Source organism: Chryseobacterium sp. 2P (assembly GCF_059579425.1).
Map to the genome: position 1 here is coordinate 3,679,172 of NZ_CM184194.1, position 15,729 is coordinate 3,694,900.

14 protein-coding genes are annotated in these 15,729 nt (G+C 35.5%); 8 read left to right on the forward strand and 6 right to left on the reverse strand.

The window, feature by feature from the left end:
* The first annotated feature begins 22 nt into the window (after positions 1–22).
* The gene (locus AC52CF_RS16835) at positions 23–1,051 is read left to right on the forward strand and encodes a LacI family DNA-binding transcriptional regulator (protein WP_496517413.1); all 1,029 of its coding nucleotides are present in this window, start codon (positions 23–25) and stop codon (positions 1,049–1,051) included.
* A 51-nt stretch (positions 1,052–1,102) separates the two neighbouring features.
* Here the strand turns inward: AC52CF_RS16835 and AC52CF_RS16840 are convergent, their stop codons facing one another.
* Entirely contained in the window at positions 1,103–1,471 is a 369-nt protein-coding gene (locus AC52CF_RS16840) for a winged helix-turn-helix transcriptional regulator (protein ID WP_214588602.1), read from the reverse strand.
* Between the two features lie 128 nt (positions 1,472–1,599).
* On the opposite strand from AC52CF_RS16840, the gene AC52CF_RS16845 reads away from it, so the two are divergent.
* The 7 genes from AC52CF_RS16845 (at position 1,600) to AC52CF_RS16875 (ending at position 9,307) form a co-directional block, all read left to right on the forward strand.
* Complete coding sequence (locus tag AC52CF_RS16845; RefSeq protein ID WP_496517414.1) at positions 1,600–2,391, forward strand: SDR family oxidoreductase; 792 nt, start codon at positions 1,600–1,602, stop codon at positions 2,389–2,391.
* Positions 2,392–2,411: 20 nt separating this feature from the next.
* Positions 2,412–2,729, forward strand: coding sequence for a nuclear transport factor 2 family protein (locus AC52CF_RS16850; protein WP_496517415.1), 318 nt, complete (start codon positions 2,412–2,414; stop codon positions 2,727–2,729).
* A gap of 1,053 nt (positions 2,730–3,782) precedes the next feature.
* Positions 3,783–5,858 (forward strand): leucine-rich repeat domain-containing protein, encoded by a 2,076-nt coding sequence (locus AC52CF_RS16855; RefSeq protein WP_290261928.1) that lies wholly within the window; start codon positions 3,783–3,785, stop codon positions 5,856–5,858.
* A gap of 63 nt (positions 5,859–5,921) precedes the next feature.
* Entirely contained in the window at positions 5,922–7,109 is a 1,188-nt protein-coding gene (locus tag AC52CF_RS16860; RefSeq protein ID WP_496517416.1) for a hypothetical protein, read from the forward strand.
* Between the two features lie 65 nt (positions 7,110–7,174).
* Positions 7,175–7,996 (forward strand): leucine-rich repeat domain-containing protein, encoded by an 822-nt coding sequence (locus AC52CF_RS16865; RefSeq protein ID WP_496517417.1) that lies wholly within the window; start codon positions 7,175–7,177, stop codon positions 7,994–7,996.
* Positions 7,997–8,341: 345 nt separating this feature from the next.
* Positions 8,342–8,743 (forward strand): hypothetical protein, encoded by a 402-nt coding sequence (locus tag AC52CF_RS16870; protein WP_290261936.1) that lies wholly within the window; start codon positions 8,342–8,344, stop codon positions 8,741–8,743.
* Positions 8,744–8,800: 57 nt separating this feature from the next.
* Positions 8,801–9,307: a hypothetical protein gene (locus AC52CF_RS16875; protein ID WP_290261939.1), complete on the forward strand. Its 507-nt coding sequence runs from the start codon at positions 8,801–8,803 to the stop codon at positions 9,305–9,307.
* Positions 9,308–9,388: 81 nt separating this feature from the next.
* On the opposite strand, the gene AC52CF_RS16880 is transcribed toward AC52CF_RS16875, so the two are convergent.
* The 5 genes from AC52CF_RS16880 to AC52CF_RS16900 form a co-directional block, all read right to left on the reverse strand.
* Positions 9,389–9,622, reverse strand: a complete 234-nt coding sequence (locus tag AC52CF_RS16880; RefSeq protein ID WP_496517418.1) for a hypothetical protein — start codon at positions 9,620–9,622, stop codon at positions 9,389–9,391.
* Positions 9,623–9,801: 179 nt separating this feature from the next.
* Positions 9,802–10,275 carry a WapI family immunity protein gene (locus AC52CF_RS16885; protein WP_496517419.1) on the reverse strand — a complete coding sequence of 158 codons (474 nt, stop codon included), beginning with the start codon at positions 10,273–10,275 and terminating at the stop codon, positions 9,802–9,804.
* 118 nt (positions 10,276–10,393) lie between these two features.
* The gene (locus tag AC52CF_RS16890) at positions 10,394–12,010 is read right to left on the reverse strand and encodes a UxaA family hydrolase (RefSeq protein WP_496517420.1); all 1,617 of its coding nucleotides are present in this window, start codon (positions 12,008–12,010) and stop codon (positions 10,394–10,396) included.
* Positions 12,011–12,016: 6 nt separating this feature from the next.
* Positions 12,017–13,480: a tagaturonate reductase gene (locus tag AC52CF_RS16895; protein ID WP_290261949.1), complete on the reverse strand. Its 1,464-nt coding sequence runs from the start codon at positions 13,478–13,480 to the stop codon at positions 12,017–12,019.
* Positions 13,481–14,142: 662 nt separating this feature from the next.
* Positions 14,143–15,678: an MFS transporter gene (locus AC52CF_RS16900; protein ID WP_290261951.1), complete on the reverse strand. Its 1,536-nt coding sequence runs from the start codon at positions 15,676–15,678 to the stop codon at positions 14,143–14,145.
* Positions 15,679–15,729 lie beyond the last annotated feature (51 nt).

Genomic DNA, 15,729 nt, shown 5'->3' on the forward strand with positions numbered 1-15,729 from the left:
GATTATCCTGAAAAAAGTTTTTATGAATAAAAAAAATGCCACGATATACGATATTTCGAAGAAGCTAAATGTAAGTGTGGCAACGGTTTCCAGAGCATTGAACGATCATCCGAGAATAAGTGAGGCAACGAAGGAACTGGTAAGAAAAACTGCCAAAGAGATGAACTATAAGCAGAACAATCTTGCCAAAGCCTTAAAAAGTGGTGAAACAAAGAATGTAGGAATCATCGTACCTTTCGTAAATACCAATTTTTTCTCTTCCGTGATCCGCGGAATTGAGGAAGAACTTTCTCCTTTCGGATATCATGTCATCATCTGCCAAAGTCATGAGGATGTTAACATCGAGAAAAGACAGCTTAATACGCTGCTGAATGCACAGGTGGACGGAATTTTCATCTCGGTTTCCAAAACCACGGTAAATACAGAACATATCCAAAGTATTCTGGATACTTCAAATACACCGATTATCTTTTTCGACCGTAAAAAAGACATTTCAGGAATCAGCACCGTGACGATTGACGATTATCGCGGCGGGTATCTTGCGACTGAACATCTTATAAAAGAGGGCTATAAAAATATCTGCCATTTCGCCGGTGACCTTAATCTTGAAATTTACCAGAACCGTCTGAACGGCTACAAACAGGCTCTTACGGATCATGATTTTAAGGTGAAGGAAGAAAATATCGTTATAACAGAAAGTTCTGTGGATGCAGGAATCGATGCTATAAAAAAACTATGGGACAGAAAATCTGTTCCCGATGCCATTTTTTCGTCCAGTGATTTTGCTGCGTTGGGTGCCTGTCAGGAACTAAAAAAACGAAACATCAAAATTCCTCAGGAAGTTGCCGTTATTGGTTTTTCGAATGAGCCTTTCACCCAGTTTATGGAGCTTCCGATCAGTTCTGTAGACCAGACTCCGGTCACGATGGGGAAAATGGCAGGACAGGTTTTTATCGAAAGTGTAAAGGAAAACAGCTTTGGTGTTTCCATCGAGAAAAAAGTAGTACTGGCTCCTCAGCTTCATATCAGGAAATCTTCGAAGAGGAAGTAAAAAATGATATGATCTTCCTAAATACCCGTTCTTTCGTAAAAAATAAAGGGACTATTCATCAATCAGTAATTCCGTCTTTTTTATAACGTTTCGCAGGTGTTCTTCGTGTGTATCTGCCCAATTGCCCAAAGCTGCAATTACCGGAATTAAAGTCTTCCCGAACTCTGTAAGTGAATATTCAACCTTCGGGGGAACAACCGGATAGATCATTTTGGAAACCAACTCATGATCTTCCAGCTCTTTCAGCTGAATATTCAGAACTCTTCTGGAAGCATCGGGAATTTTGCGCTGCAGTTCGCTTGGGCGCTTATAACCTTCGTTAATGAACCACAGCAAACGGATTTTCCATTTCCCGTAAAGCACTTCGCCGATCAGATCCAGACCGCAATTAAGATTCAGTGGAATTTTTCTTTCTCTCATATAACAAATTTAGATGAATGTACCAAAACATACAATAGGGGAAAAATTTATCCCTATATGAATCGGTTTTCCGTACTTGTACAAACTGTTTTTATCCCTCAATTTTGTCCTATAAATCATTCTTAAAAATGGAACAATTTAATTTCAACAACGAGTTATCCGGCAGGACTGCATTGGTAACAGGAGGTACAAAAGGAGCCGGAAAAGCTATTGCAGAAAGACTTTTGCAGGCAGGTGCAACGGTTATCATCACCGCAAGAAACGCACCGGAGGAAGAAAACAGCCATCTGCATTTCATTCCTTCAGATTTAAGCAAACCGGAAGGTATACAGAAAGTAATCACGGAAGTGCTTTCAGCTTATGGAAAGCTGGATATTCTTATTAACAACCTTGGCGGTTCATCTACACCGGCAGGCGGTTTTGCCGCATTATCGGATGAAGACTGGGAGTCTACTTTTCAGGCCAATCTCTTTGCTCCTGTACGTCTGGACAGAGGATTTTTACCGCAGATGATCGAGAGAAAAAGCGGTGTTATTATCCACATCGCATCCATTCAGGTTAAACTGCCGCTTTATGATTCCACTCTGCCTTACGCAGCCGCAAAAGCAGGATTGAGAAACTACAGTAAAAGTTTATCAAACGAAGTGACTCCTAAAGGTATTCGTGTAATGACGGTTTCTCCGGGCTGGATCAATACGACAGCATCGGAAGCATGGCTTGGTGAAATTGCCAGAAACTCGAACAGTACTGTAGAGGAAGCACAGCAAAGTGTGATGGATGCGTTGGGCGGAATTCCTTTCGGAAGACCTGCCGAGCCGAAAGAAGTGGCAGAACTGGTGGGGTTTCTGGTATCACCGAGAGCCCATTATTTAACAGGAACCGAATTTGTAATCGATGGCGGTACGATACCTACAGTTTAATCATCTAAAAAAATAATACAATGAATTTACCAAAAGTAATAACAGATCTTGTAGAGGCACAGAATAATTTCGACAGCCTTGCTTATGCCGAGTGTTTCTCTGAAACAGCAGTAGTTTTTGACGAAGGAAAAACACATACGGGAAAAAAAGAAATTCAGGAATGGATAAAAGAAGCCAATGAAAAATATCAGGCTGTCATGGCTCCTGTAGCCTATTCTGAGACCGAAGAAATCCTGAAAGCTGAGGTATCCGGTAATTTTCCGGGCAGCCCGATTGTTTTATCCTATCATTTAAAATTGGAGGACGGACTTATTCAGTCTCTAAACATCACCGGCTGATTATTGACCACTGAAAAAAGTTTCAAAGTTCAGGCTGAAGTGTATGCTTCAGCTTTTGCGGTCTGAAAGATTTTCCAATTAAGTTTGCTTAAACTCATTTTAGATGTAACCGCGAAAAAGACAAAAGACTTTATTGGATTTATTTAAAGTATTTCAAACGTCTTCAAAGATTTTTTCTCTTTGAAGACGTTTGAATTTATATGTTCTTTTTTCAATTTAAGCAGTAAACTTAAACCCCTAAAGTGTTACAATCTTTTGCCTCTTTTTCGGTAAAAAAGTTTAGACAAGTTTACTATTTAAATCAACTGTAGTACACTAAAAATATGTAGCACATGAATAAAAATATAGTGCGCAACAACAAAAATGTAGTGAGCAATGACGAAAATGTAGTGAGCAATGATAAAAATATGCTGTGCTAAAGTAAAAATGCCGAGAACTTGAATAAAAATACAGGGAGTAGTAACAAAAATGTAAGGAGCAATGATAAAAATGTACTGCGCTGAACTAAAAATACGCTGTGCTAAAGTAAAAATACCGAGAGCCAGAATAAAAATTGAAAGAAGTATCATAAAACGGCATTGAGTATTCTAAAAAAACTTCTGTTGTAAGAAAAAAATAAAGAGCCACATCGATTATGCAATGTATTTTAATGAATAGGATGTTTAAAGTAAAAAGAGGTTGCTCCTTTAGGAGCAGAATCTGTGTAGAAATAAGAATAAATTCGTCAATCAATCCATAGGATTGATATCTTAAATACGATAAATTTTCTAAAGATAGCGTTCCTGCGGAACGCAGAATGCCTTGCGAATATGTTTTCTACACAGATAAAACTCTATAGAGTTTTCTAGCATTTTACTTTAAACAACTTTGAAAATAAAAAGATATGCGAAAAACGTTTTTATGGCAAAAATTGTCTGGAAAAAATGCAGAAAAAATTATTACAAAATAATATATTTATCGCCCCGATGTTACTGTATATTTGGTTATTTTTAACGAAATTATTTTTCGGTTTATACATTATATAATACCAGAAATCAGCCTTTAATTAAAACCATGAACGACCTCGAAACTATTATAAGCAAATTAGAGAATACTCTCAACATCAAATTTGATAAAGTAGAGAAAGAAGATGAAAATTCTTGCTATATTTCAAGCAAATTAAATTATTTATCTCTTTCAAACCTGCATTTTGAAGATTTCTCCGCACTCGAACCTGTTTTTGAAACACTTTATACACTGATATTAACAGAATGTTCTATTGCCAATGCCAACGATATGCATCGCATGAAAAAACTGGAAACCCTTGTTCTGAAAAAATGTTCAATTTCAATGGAAGAAACTTTTGATCCGGACGTATCTAAAGCTAATACAACTAAGGGGAATTTTGAAAGTATATATCTGGAAGATATGGATGTTCCGCATCCAGGATTTTTCTTACCTGTTTCCAAATATCTTCATGATATTACATTTACAGAATGTACCGTCAGCAATGTTTACGAATTAAATCTTTTTCCTTCCTTATATTACTTAAATATAAATAATAGTCAGTTTATTACGTCTGAAAACGACATTCAATATAAGCAGGATTCCATAAAAAAACTCAATTGGCTGACATTTGAAAATATGAAATTGAAAAACTTCGATTCGTATCTTCCTGTGTTGAAAGAAATAACTGTTTTAAAATTATACGACTGCGAACTGGACAGCTTAAAAAACATCAGTCAGTTTCCACATCTGAAAAGGCTTCATCTTGATCCTGAATTAAAAATCAATGATCCCAATTCTGAATATGATAATTCAAAACAGTTTAAACTTAAAGAATGCATTATTCAGTCATTTGTATCATTTTATGACTGGACTCCGGATGTGGTACAGCCTGATTTTGATGCAAAACTGCTCCTTTCTGCAGCCCCTTATCTCCGAAATCTGACAGTAGAAGGATACAAACTGATCAATACAGATTATCTGAAACATTTGCCAAAGTTAAATCAACTCAATTTTGAAAAATGCACCGTAGATCTGGAAGATTATTTATCTGTGGCACCACAAATTAAGCGGATTTATTTTAATACTTCCGAAATAAAAAATCAGTACGCTTTCAAATATTTTACAAAACTCGAAAAGATAACAGTTTCAGTAGATCGTCCTGAAGATCGAAATTTAATAGATCTTGAGAAGCTTTTGCCTTTAAAAGAAAGTTTAAAGAAAATTATTCTTTGGAATACTGAGGTCATTCAGAACATTGATCAGATAACAAATTTTACTACATTAGAAGAGCTTGATATCAGCGCTGAATCTGTAGAATTTGCACGGAAAATACTGTCTATGGAATCTCTTAAAAATCTGGACCTGAATATTTATATTAAAGAACAGGAAACTGAAATTACTGAGCCCATTATTCTGGATTTGCACCATCTGAAAAACGTGGAAAAATTACATTTGGGTACCGTTGGAGATTTTTATTTTAAAGGAATCGGGCATTTAAAATCTTTGAAAAAGCTTATTTTAGATGATGATTGCGATCTGGAAAGTTTAGCGCAGTTGCCGTCACTTAAAAAACTATTTATTGAGGTAAATGCGATCGATAAACTCCCTCGTTTAGAGCAGGTAAAAGTACTTAAATTATACAGCAGAGGAGAATATTGTGAGATAAATTTACATGATAAATTTCCCAATCTTAAAAAACTTGATTTAAGGGCATCAGAAGAACAGAAAATAAACATCAGCAATCTGGAAAAATTAAAAATACTTACACTCTTTGGAAGCGATTTTGATGGCATTGTATCTTTAGAAAATCTTCCCAAACTTGAGGAACTGGATCTAGGTTATTGCGGACTTTCCACAGTAACTAAACTGGATAATCTTACCCATTTAAAAACATTAAATCTGGAAGAAAACGAAATTGAAAACATCGATGGTTTAGAAAACTTGAAAAATCTGGAACGCCTGAACCTCTATGATAACAAAATCTACGATATCAGTATATTGAATAAGCTCCCCAAGCTTCGTGAAGCCAATCTGGCAAGGAACAAAATAAAAAAAGTAGATACCGAAAAACAGCTCGACAACCCAGAAGTGGCAATCTGGTACTACAGACCTTCTACTCCTTTCCGAATAGTTATTGACTAAAAACACAACCTAAAAAAAATATAAGTAATAAAAACGAGCTTAATTTTAGCTTAATTTAAAAATATGAGTGATCCTAAAACTATTACCCAAAAACTTGAAGATTCCCTTAATATCAAATTTGAAGAATGGGACAGAAAAATAAAAAAGAGCGGAAAATCTTATTATGATGGCTATAATGATTTATATCTCTCGAACTTACATTTTGAAGATTTCTCTGCACTTGAGCCTGTTTTTGACAAAATTCATTATTTGACATTAACAGAATGTTCCATCGCCAGTCTGGAGGATATTGACAAAATAAACCTGCAATACCTCACGCTTAGAAAATGTTCCATTGAAGCAACTTTCGATCCTGACATATCAAAAGCCAAAACCTCACACGGTCATTTTCAATGTTTAATTCTGGAAGAGATGAATCTTCCACATCCCGGATTTTTCCTGCCTGTTTCCAATCATCTGGAATATGTTACCTTTACTAAAGGTACAGTTAATAATATTCAGGAACTAAATCTTTTTCCTGCTTTATATAGTCTTACAATCAATGACACCAATTTCATTGAGGCAAAAAGCGACATTCAATATCAACGAAATAAAGGAAAATTTACTTTTTTAGATTTTGAGAATATGAAGTTGAAGAACTTTAATCTCTTCATCCCAATTTCAAATGGGGTAAGTAATTTGTCTTTACACAATTGTGAAATAGAGAGCTTAAAAAGTATCTGTCAGTTCCCTGATTTAAAAAAACTAGGTTTACACCCTGATATAAAAATTCATGATCTTATTATTCCTGATCATGATATAAAACCCTTTGAGCTGGAGAGATGTGTGATCTCGAGACAACCACCGAATTTTGGTTGGGATCCGGACTGGACTATCCAAAATTTTGATACAAAACTTCTGGCATCAATAGCCCCTTATATCAAACATTTGATGATAGAAGATTACAACCTCACCAATACAGGTTATTTAGAAAATTTTTCAAAATTAAATGAACTTTATTTTAACAGATGTTCTATTGATCTGAATGATTATTCATTAATAGCACCACAAATTCAAAAGATTAGATTTGAACACACGGAGGTTAAAAATCAGAAAGCTTTCAAATATTTTACAAAGCTGGAAGATATAGAATTCGATGCCCACCATCCTGATAAAAAGAATCATTATATAGACGTCAAAAAATTGTTACCACTGAAAGGATTTTTAAAAGCTTTTAATGCTTTTGATTGGAATAAAATCAGGATGAACTAAAACATTTTACTGCGTTAGAAAAAATTGAAACCTCAACACGCAGTCTCGAACTTGCTCAGGATATTTTGTCGATAAAATCCCTTAAAAAACTTCAACTCACCATTGAAAAACAAAACCGTAAAATTGCAGAGCCTATAACACTGGATTTACAAGAACTGAAAAATATTGAAAATTTATGGTTATCTACATTTAATAATTTTCATTTTGAAGGATTAGGACATCTCAAATCCTTACAGACACTTACTCTAAGTGATGATGGTGATCTGGAAAATCTCGCTCTGTTACCTGCACTTGAAAAACTTATTGTGAAGGGAGAAATCATCAATAAACTACCCAGATTAGAGCAATTAAAAATATTAGACTTAAAAATTGAAAAAGACTGCGAAGTTCCCGTAGCATTGTTAAATAAATTTCCAAATCTTGAGAAACTTAAAGTGAGTATTTATGGTGAACAAAAAATAGATTTTAGTGGATTAGATAAATTAAAAGTTTTGATTTGTGAATGCTACAATTTTGAAAATGTAATCGCTTTTGAGAACCTACCCAACCTTGAAGAACTTGATCTTAGTCGCTGTGAGATTTCCCGTATATCCAAACTGGATCATCTTATCAATTTAAAAACACTTGATCTGGCAGAAAATTACATTGAAAGTCTGGAAGGTCTGGAAAAGCTAAAAAATCTGGAACGCCTGAATCTTTCTAATCATAAAATCTCTGATTTCAGTCTTTTGAATACATTTCCCAAACTTCGTGAAGTAAATGTTCCCTCTTCTAATATAAAAAAAGAAGATATTGAAAAACAACTTGATAAACCGGAGATTTTACTCTGGGTCTATTCTCCTTTTCGCATCGGCCTTGAAAAATCCCTTTATATATCTGGCAATTAATGATAGTTTTAAACATCAATTAAAAATACCTAAAAACAAAAACTATGTCCTGGAGAAGAATGAACCCCGATGAACCTGAAACAATTTACACATCGAATGCCACTGAACCCGTGCAGCTAGCTGCAGATTTAAAAACAGTTGCAGACCGCATTATAGAAAACAGAAAAATTATGATCCCGATGTCGCGAACTAATAATCCGTTACTATATATAGCAAAAAAGATAAATGAAGCACGGATTTGTAATCCGTGCTATTAACTCGAAAGACCGGAAATATTAATTAGACATGATGATACTTTTGTAATAAAAATTGATTAGGAAAATAAATCTGGAAAAATCTTAAATAATGGCAATAAGCAAAAAAAATAAAAATAGAATTTCTGTGGATGGTAAAGAATATCTTTGGTGGATATTTGATGAGTATGATCAGACGGAATTTGACGGAATACAAATTAAAGCCGTATGTGCTGATCAAACTCATTTTATAAAATATGGTTTGCAGCAGAAAGATGAGGATCGCAGATTAGTGATTGCTCTGAAAAATTATGCTAAACTGATTCATCTCTCCTCACCTCCAAAGTTTGAAAATGATCAGGGAATAATTACCAAAAGCGGAATTAACAGAATGATAAAATGGTGTAAGCAGGATGGACATCTGGTTCAATATGCACGTGATGGAAACAACTTTAACCTGAATGACAAAGAAAAGCAAGTTCTAGTTACAGAAATAATAAAAATGATATCTTAAATTTTATAACATTCTAATAAAATATTAAATCATTAGATGATTCAACGAAAATGAAACATGAAACATGAAATACTCAAAATATTAGATAAAAAGCACCTTTTAATTGTAGGAAAATCTGAAACTGAAAGGCAAAATTTCGTCGGTTATATTATTGAAAATACAAATTATGAAACCTTCAGGTTTCCGGCTGGGATGAAACTATTCCATGAATATTCAGACTTTGTAAAAAAGGAACAGCTTTATCAACCGTGGTATGAAGCAAAAAAATATAGCGGAAACCAAATCTTAGATTTTCACCGGGATTGGATTTCAGAAAATAATTCTCTTTTGGTTTTGGAAGAGTTTGATTATATGGAGGAAGCGTGGAAAATGGAATTATTCAGACTTTTTATCCATGAAACTGAAAACCGCAGAAAAGGTGAAGACAAAATTAAAGTCATTTTCTCACAAAATTCTGAAAATGGATTAATCGATAAGCTTTCTCATATTATTACGCTAAAGGAATCCGAAAAAAGGACGAAAAGGCAGATCATTGAACAAAACTTAGAATTGATAAACATCTAAAATGTACACCTCATCTTTTGATTAATATTATAAAACAAAAAAAGCGGTTGAAAAAACCGCTTTACTTTTACCAAAGATTTGCTAGTAAACACATCCGCAACCTGTTTCCCATTCCTGGCAAAGATGAAGTGGCTCATTACACCATCCGCCGCCACCTCCACCGCCGCCGGTTACTCTGTAGCATATACCATCGTTACAGTAATAAGATCCTACAGTGGGTGGACAGTTTCCATCCAGGTCGCAGACTGCATACGCAACGTCGCCGCCGCTGATGAGCACCAGCTGACTTCTTTTTAATTTTTTTAGATTTTTCATAATGAATATTTTTAATTTGCTGATTACTAAGGTATAAAATTTTTAAATCACTTACAAGTGTTTTATATAAAATCGAAATTTTAAAGATTATGAACGAAAAGAAAATTCTCTCCGCGGAAGCAGAAATCATTTCAACGCTAATACTTAAAATAATTGGTCTGTAAAACTTCTGAATTAGTCTAATTCCTATTTAAAGAATGATACAATTCTTTTTTTAAATCCATTATAATTGTTTCCAGTTCTTTTCCATCCATTTCACATTCAACAAAGTATGCTTTTAAAATTTCATTCAAATTCCCTGAATATCCTCCAACACCGGGAATGGGTACTGAACCGTCGTTTGTTATTCTAATAATCTTTTTAGCAAAATCATTTTTTAACAAATCAAAACTTAATTGACCGTGATAAACGGAAAGCTTTAAATCAACATCTTTGTTATTTAAAAGGTCTTCGAACCAGTCAACAATCTTTACAACATCAGAAATAAGTATATTTGCTAGCATATCTCTATTCCCAATTATCAGATTAAAACCTACATCATACGGCTCATAATCGTCCTCAAGTTTAATACCAGTCATAAGTTCAAACTCTTTGGGATCGAACGGAATTAATCGAAATTCCACATTTTGACCGTTTATGCCCTTGAATATCATAAATTTCTAATTAGTAAGAATTTTAAATATACAAAGTTTTCAGCCTGATCAAAAAAGAAAATGCTCCCCACATAAGCAGGAAGCATTTTCAACCCTAATATTTAATATAAGTAAATCATTACAGAGAGACTCCTCGTCTCCATGGAATGAAATCATTCTGATTCAGTAAGTCGGCTTTGGTTTTCACTTCACCGCTTGCCACTTTAATGATGTATTCGAGCAGTTCGTCTGCTGCTTCAGGAATGGTTTTATCTCCGCTGATGACCGTTCCTGCATTGAAATCGATAATATCAGACATTTTTTCAGCTAAAATAGTATTTGAAGAAATTTTAATTACCGGAGCGATCGGATTTCCCATCGGTGTTCCGAGACCTGTGGTGAAAAGGACGACTGTTGCTCCGGAACCGACTAAAGCTGTTGTACATTCGGCGTCATTTCCGGGGGTACAAAGCAAATTCAGTCCCGGTTTTGTCGCGTATTCTGTAAAATCAAGAACCTCAACAATCGGAGCAGAACCACCCTTTTTAGCCGCTCCCGCGGATTTCATGGCATCGGTAATCAAACCGTCTTTGATGTTTCCGGGAGACGGATTCATATCGAAACCTGAACCTGCCGCCACAACAGATTTTTCAAAATCTTTCATCAGCTTAAGGAATTTCACACCGTCTTCATCATTGATACAACGGTTCACCAACTCCTGTTCTACTCCGCACAATTCAGGGAATTCGGCAAGCATCGTTGTTCCGCCAACTGCCGCCATAATATCCGAAACCTCACCCAAAACAGGGTTTGCAGAAATTCCGGAGAAACCGTCGGAACCGCCACATTTCAAACCGATATTCAGCTTTGTGACGGGGGCAGGTTTTCTTTCGATATTATTAGCCTGTTTAATTCCTTCATAAGAATCTTTGATCACGCCAGTCAGCATTTCATCAATCGTTCCCGATTTTTGCTGTTCGTAAACAACAATCGTTTTTTTATTATCGGGCGCCAAAGCGTGAAGCGCATCCATAAAAATCTGCACCTGAAGATTCTGACAGCCTAAGCTGAGAACCGTAGCACCGGCAACATTCGGGTTGTTCACATATCCTGCAAACAGCCTTCCCAATGCTTCCGCGTCCTGACGAATTCCGCCACAACCGCCCTGATGCGTGATGAATCTTACATCGATATTTTTAAATACTCTGGTATCTTCTTCCTCTTCCACTGCAGTATCAGAGGTTTCGCCACCATTTAATAATGATCTTAATAAAAGCTGATGTTTACTCGCTTTTTCGTGTAACAGCTCTTTTTCAAAAATATCTTTCAGCGTTTCGATATTTTTGTTTTCACAGAATACCAAAGGGAAAAACAGCCAGATGTTTTCCGTTCCCACTTGTCCGTCTTCACGGTGGTATCCCATGAAAGTACGGTCTTTCCATCGGTCAACATTTGGGGGAATCCAGCCTAAAGTTTCAGTTTTGCCTTCTACTTTTGCGCTTTGGTGTTTTACATTTTCGGTTGTAATTACCTCACCTTTTCTAATGGATTGATTAGCTTTTCCGACCATGACACCATACATGATGATCTGATCTTCTTCTTGAAAATCTATAGCAGCAAATTTATGTTTAGCCTTAATATCTTTTGTCAACGTGTATTCTGCACCGTCAAGATGTACCGATTCTCCGGCAGATAAATCCAGCAGCGCTACAATAACGTTGTCTTTGGGATTTACTTTCAGGATTTTCTTTTGCATGATTTTTTAAGAATTGAATTCTACAAAATTGTTATACGCAGTTTCCATGTCATTGTGATCGATTTCATGCAATGCCTTTGACACCGCTGTTCTCAGACCTTCAATCTGAGTAAGGTCTCTATCCCAGAAAGATTTTTCAGAAAGTGCCAATTCAGCGACTTTTTCATATTCTTCGTTTGCCCAGATTTCTTTGAATTTAGCAACGATTCCTTCATCATCATTTAAAGGAAGCGCTTTTTCGCCGAAACTTCCCTGATGGAATCTGATGAGACTTGCCAATGAAAAGGTAAGATTTACCGGCAATTTTCCGTTGTTTTCAACATAGGTAAGTAAACTTGGCAATACTCTTACTTTAAATTTAGATACAAAATATAAAGCAATACTTGCCAAATGATGTTTGATGAAAGGATTTCTGAAACGGTCGAAAACTTCTTCCGCGAATTCTTTCAGTTCAGTTTCATCTAAGCCTAAGGTCGGATTCACTTCATTAAAAATGGCATCCTTCAGGAACTTTCCGATAAATTGGTCATCCACAGATTCTTTAACCGTTTCTTTTCCCGATAAAATTGCCGGAGCCAACATTAAAGTATGACCGCCATTCAGAATTCTTACTTTTCTTAAGCGGTATGGCTGAATATCATCCACCACCAAAATCTGCTCGTTGATTTTATTGAAGGGAATTCTGTCATTTAAATTTCCGGCTTCCTGAATGACAAAAAGAAGGAATGTTTCTGAAACCACCATCATCTGATCTTCATAATCCAGCCGATCTTCATAAGATTCTGCATCATCTTTCGGATAACCCGGAACAATTCTATCGACCAAAGTATTATGGAAATAATTGTTTTGATGAATCCACTCCACAAATGCATCTTCTAAATTCCAGAGTTGGGCATATTTGATGATACTATCTCTTAAAACAAATGCATTGTCTTCAATTAATTCGCAAGGAATAATTCTCAGTCCTTTATCAGCCGCTCCATTGAAGTATTTAAATCTTTCGTAAAGTAAAACCGCTACTTTCGCAGGGAAATTCTTGTGCGGACCTTGGTAAGACGTTTCCGTTTCATCAAAAGCAATTCCTGTTTCCGTGGTATTGGAAAAGATAAATTCCAGTTCTTCTTCTTTCGGCAAAGCTAAAAAATCATCGTAATTGGTATAAGGATTAATTGATTTCTGAATGGCAGAAATGATGTGCTTTTCATCAATAATTTTTCCTTTTTTAATTCCTCTCGTGAAAAGGGTGTATAAATTATCCTGCTCTTCCATTTTCTGAATAGAGCCGTTTGGTGTTGCCTGTAAGTTGACAATCCCCCCTTTCCAGTCGGTTTCTTTATTTAATTTATCAATTACATAATCTGTGAATCCTCTCATGAAATTTCCGCCACCAAACTGAACGATTTTAATGGGAAGTTTTTCCTGAGTATTATTTAATTCACGATTTAATTTTTGTTTTGTCTGATTTTCCATTTTTCTAATTTGAATTAAATTGCGTTTTTAATTCTGCTAAATCTCAATAATTTTTTTTTTAACGCAAAGTCCGCAAAGATTTTTTGACTAATGACTGTTTTTAAGCTCGCAAAGGCGTTTCACTCGGCAAAGGCGATCTTAGTAAGACTTTCTAAACTGTTTTGACCTTTTAAATCTCTACTATTTTTGTTTAAATTCTTAATTTTCTTAATTACTTAAATGTTCTTAATGGTTTAATTATTTGCAGTGATTTTTGATTTTGAACGCAAAGACCGCAAAGTTTTTTTGACTACTAACTGTTTTTAAGTTCACAAAGGCGTTTCACTTAAATAAGATCACTAAGAGTTTATTTACTTTCTATATATTTTAACCATTAAGATTGATTAAGGGGTTAAGATTAGTTAAGAGAAATAAATTTCTTAAGCTTGCCTTTAATTTGCTGGCAAATTCTTAATTCTACTTAACTTCTTATCTATTCTTAATGGTTTAATTTTTTGCGGTGATTTTTGGTTTTGAACGCAAAGTCCGCAAAGTTTTTTTGACTACTGACTGTTTTTAAGTTCACAAAGGCGTTTCACTTCAATAAGATTACTAAGAGTTTTTATTTGGATAAGGGTACTTTGCCAAACCTATAAGGTTTTTGAAACCTTATAGGTTTAGTTTTATTTGCTAATGACTTTATATTTCGGAACCAGTATTTTCATTACTGTCCATGCAATAAGGTACGCTACGGCACAGATTGAGAAAATAATCATGTAGCCTTTATCAATTCCGTCCTTAACGATTGCGCCGGATTTTTCCAATTGTTCAAAAAAACCATCCGGTAATCTTTCGTTGATGTATTGAGGATATTTTTCCAGCAAAGGAACTCCGTCTACGGTTGTCCAAGCTTTGTGAGCGTGATCGAATAAAACTCCTGAAGATTTATTAATTAAAAAAGAACCGATTCCGCCTGCCATTCCGCCAATTCCGGTAATGGTAGCAATGGCTTTTTTAGGGAACATATCGCCGACCGTCGAGAAAATATTTGCCGACCAAGCCTGATGTGCAGCTCCGGCAACTCCGATAATCAAAACAGGAATCCAGTATGTTACTGAACCTAAAGGCTGTGCCAAAAGTGCCAAAAGCGGAAAAAATGCGAAGATCAACATGGCTTTCATTCTTCCTGAATAGGCGTTCATTCCTTTCTTTTCAACAAAATATTTTGGAAGCCATCCTCCGATAATGGAGAATAAAGTGATCATATACAATACAAATAAAGGAAAGGCACTTTGTGTAGAATCCATTTTGTAAACGGAACTTAAATACGCCGGAGTCCAGAATAAAAAGAACCACCAAACACCATCCGTCATGAATTTTCCAAAAGCAAATGCCCAAGTCTGTCTATAACTGAAACATTCTTTGAATGTGAATTTTCGTTCTTCTCTTGTTACCGTATTTTCTTCAACAGCAGCATCTTCCTGATCCTGATTAATATAGGTAAGCTCATGTTCATTCACTTTATGATGCTGATGCGGTTTTTTGTAGTAAAATACCCAAAGTCCCATCCATACAAATCCTAAAGCTCCAATGATGATGAACGCCCATTCCCAACCCATCGATTTGGCAATAAAAGGAATTGTAACGGGTGCAGCCAAAGCTCCCACCGTTGCTCCCGCATTCCAGATACTTGTAGAAAAAGCTCTGTCTTTTTTAGGAAAATATTCTGCGGTTGTTTTAATAGCTGCCGGAAAATTTCCCGCTTCACCAATCGCCAAAACAAAACGAGCGAAAATGAACAAAGTTACACTCGTACTGATGATCGCAGAAGTATTGGAAACTGTAGAAATCAATTCTTTAGATCCCTGAAAACCTGCAAACCAATTTCCGGTAAGAATTCCTGAGGTAGCGATTCCGCAAAAAGCGTGTAGAACTGCACCGACTGACCAAACTCCGATTGCCCAAAGGAAACCTTTTTTGGTGTCCATCCAGTCGACAAATTTCCCTGCGAAAAGCATTCCTACGGCATAGAAAATGGAAAACAGCGCAGTGATATTTCCGTAATCGTTATTGTTCCAGTGAAATTCCGGAGCAATGAAATCTTTCCATGTTAATGATAAAACCTGCCGATCCAGATAATTAATGGTCGTCGCAATAAACAGCAGCGAGCATATCGTCCATCTGAATGCACTTGGTTTAATAGATTTAACTGAACTCATACTTGTTTAGAATTTAGTTATTTTTTGTTTTAATTTTTAATGATGCGTTTT

Bases quoted from the DNA above. Each gene is read 5' to 3' on its own strand.
- AC52CF_RS16845 (WP_496517414.1), top strand. From the start codon at position 1,600: ATGGAACAATTTAATTTCAACAACGAGTTATCCGGCAGGACTGCATTG.
- AC52CF_RS16885 (WP_496517419.1), bottom strand. From the start codon at position 10,275: ATGATATTCAAGGGCATAAACGGTCAAAATGTGGAATTTCGATTAATT.
- AC52CF_RS16880 (WP_496517418.1), bottom strand. From the start codon at position 9,622: ATGAAAAATCTAAAAAAATTAAAAAGAAGTCAGCTGGTGCTCATCAGC.
- AC52CF_RS16890 (WP_496517420.1), bottom strand. From the start codon at position 12,010: ATGCAAAAGAAAATCCTGAAAGTAAATCCCAAAGACAACGTTATTGTA.
- AC52CF_RS16895 (WP_290261949.1), bottom strand. From the start codon at position 13,480: ATGGAAAATCAGACAAAACAAAAATTAAATCGTGAATTAAATAATACT.
- AC52CF_RS16900 (WP_290261951.1), bottom strand. From the start codon at position 15,678: ATGAGTTCAGTTAAATCTATTAAACCAAGTGCATTCAGATGGACGATA.
- AC52CF_RS16850 (WP_496517415.1), top strand. From the start codon at position 2,412: ATGAATTTACCAAAAGTAATAACAGATCTTGTAGAGGCACAGAATAAT.
- AC52CF_RS16860 (WP_496517416.1), top strand. From the start codon at position 5,922: ATGAGTGATCCTAAAACTATTACCCAAAAACTTGAAGATTCCCTTAAT.
- AC52CF_RS16840 (WP_214588602.1), bottom strand. From the start codon at position 1,471: ATGAGAGAAAGAAAAATTCCACTGAATCTTAATTGCGGTCTGGATCTG.
- AC52CF_RS16870 (WP_290261936.1), top strand. From the start codon at position 8,342: ATGGCAATAAGCAAAAAAAATAAAAATAGAATTTCTGTGGATGGTAAA.
- AC52CF_RS16875 (WP_290261939.1), top strand. From the start codon at position 8,801: ATGAAACATGAAATACTCAAAATATTAGATAAAAAGCACCTTTTAATT.
- AC52CF_RS16835 (WP_496517413.1), top strand. From the start codon at position 23: ATGAATAAAAAAAATGCCACGATATACGATATTTCGAAGAAGCTAAAT.
- AC52CF_RS16855 (WP_290261928.1), top strand. From the start codon at position 3,783: ATGAACGACCTCGAAACTATTATAAGCAAATTAGAGAATACTCTCAAC.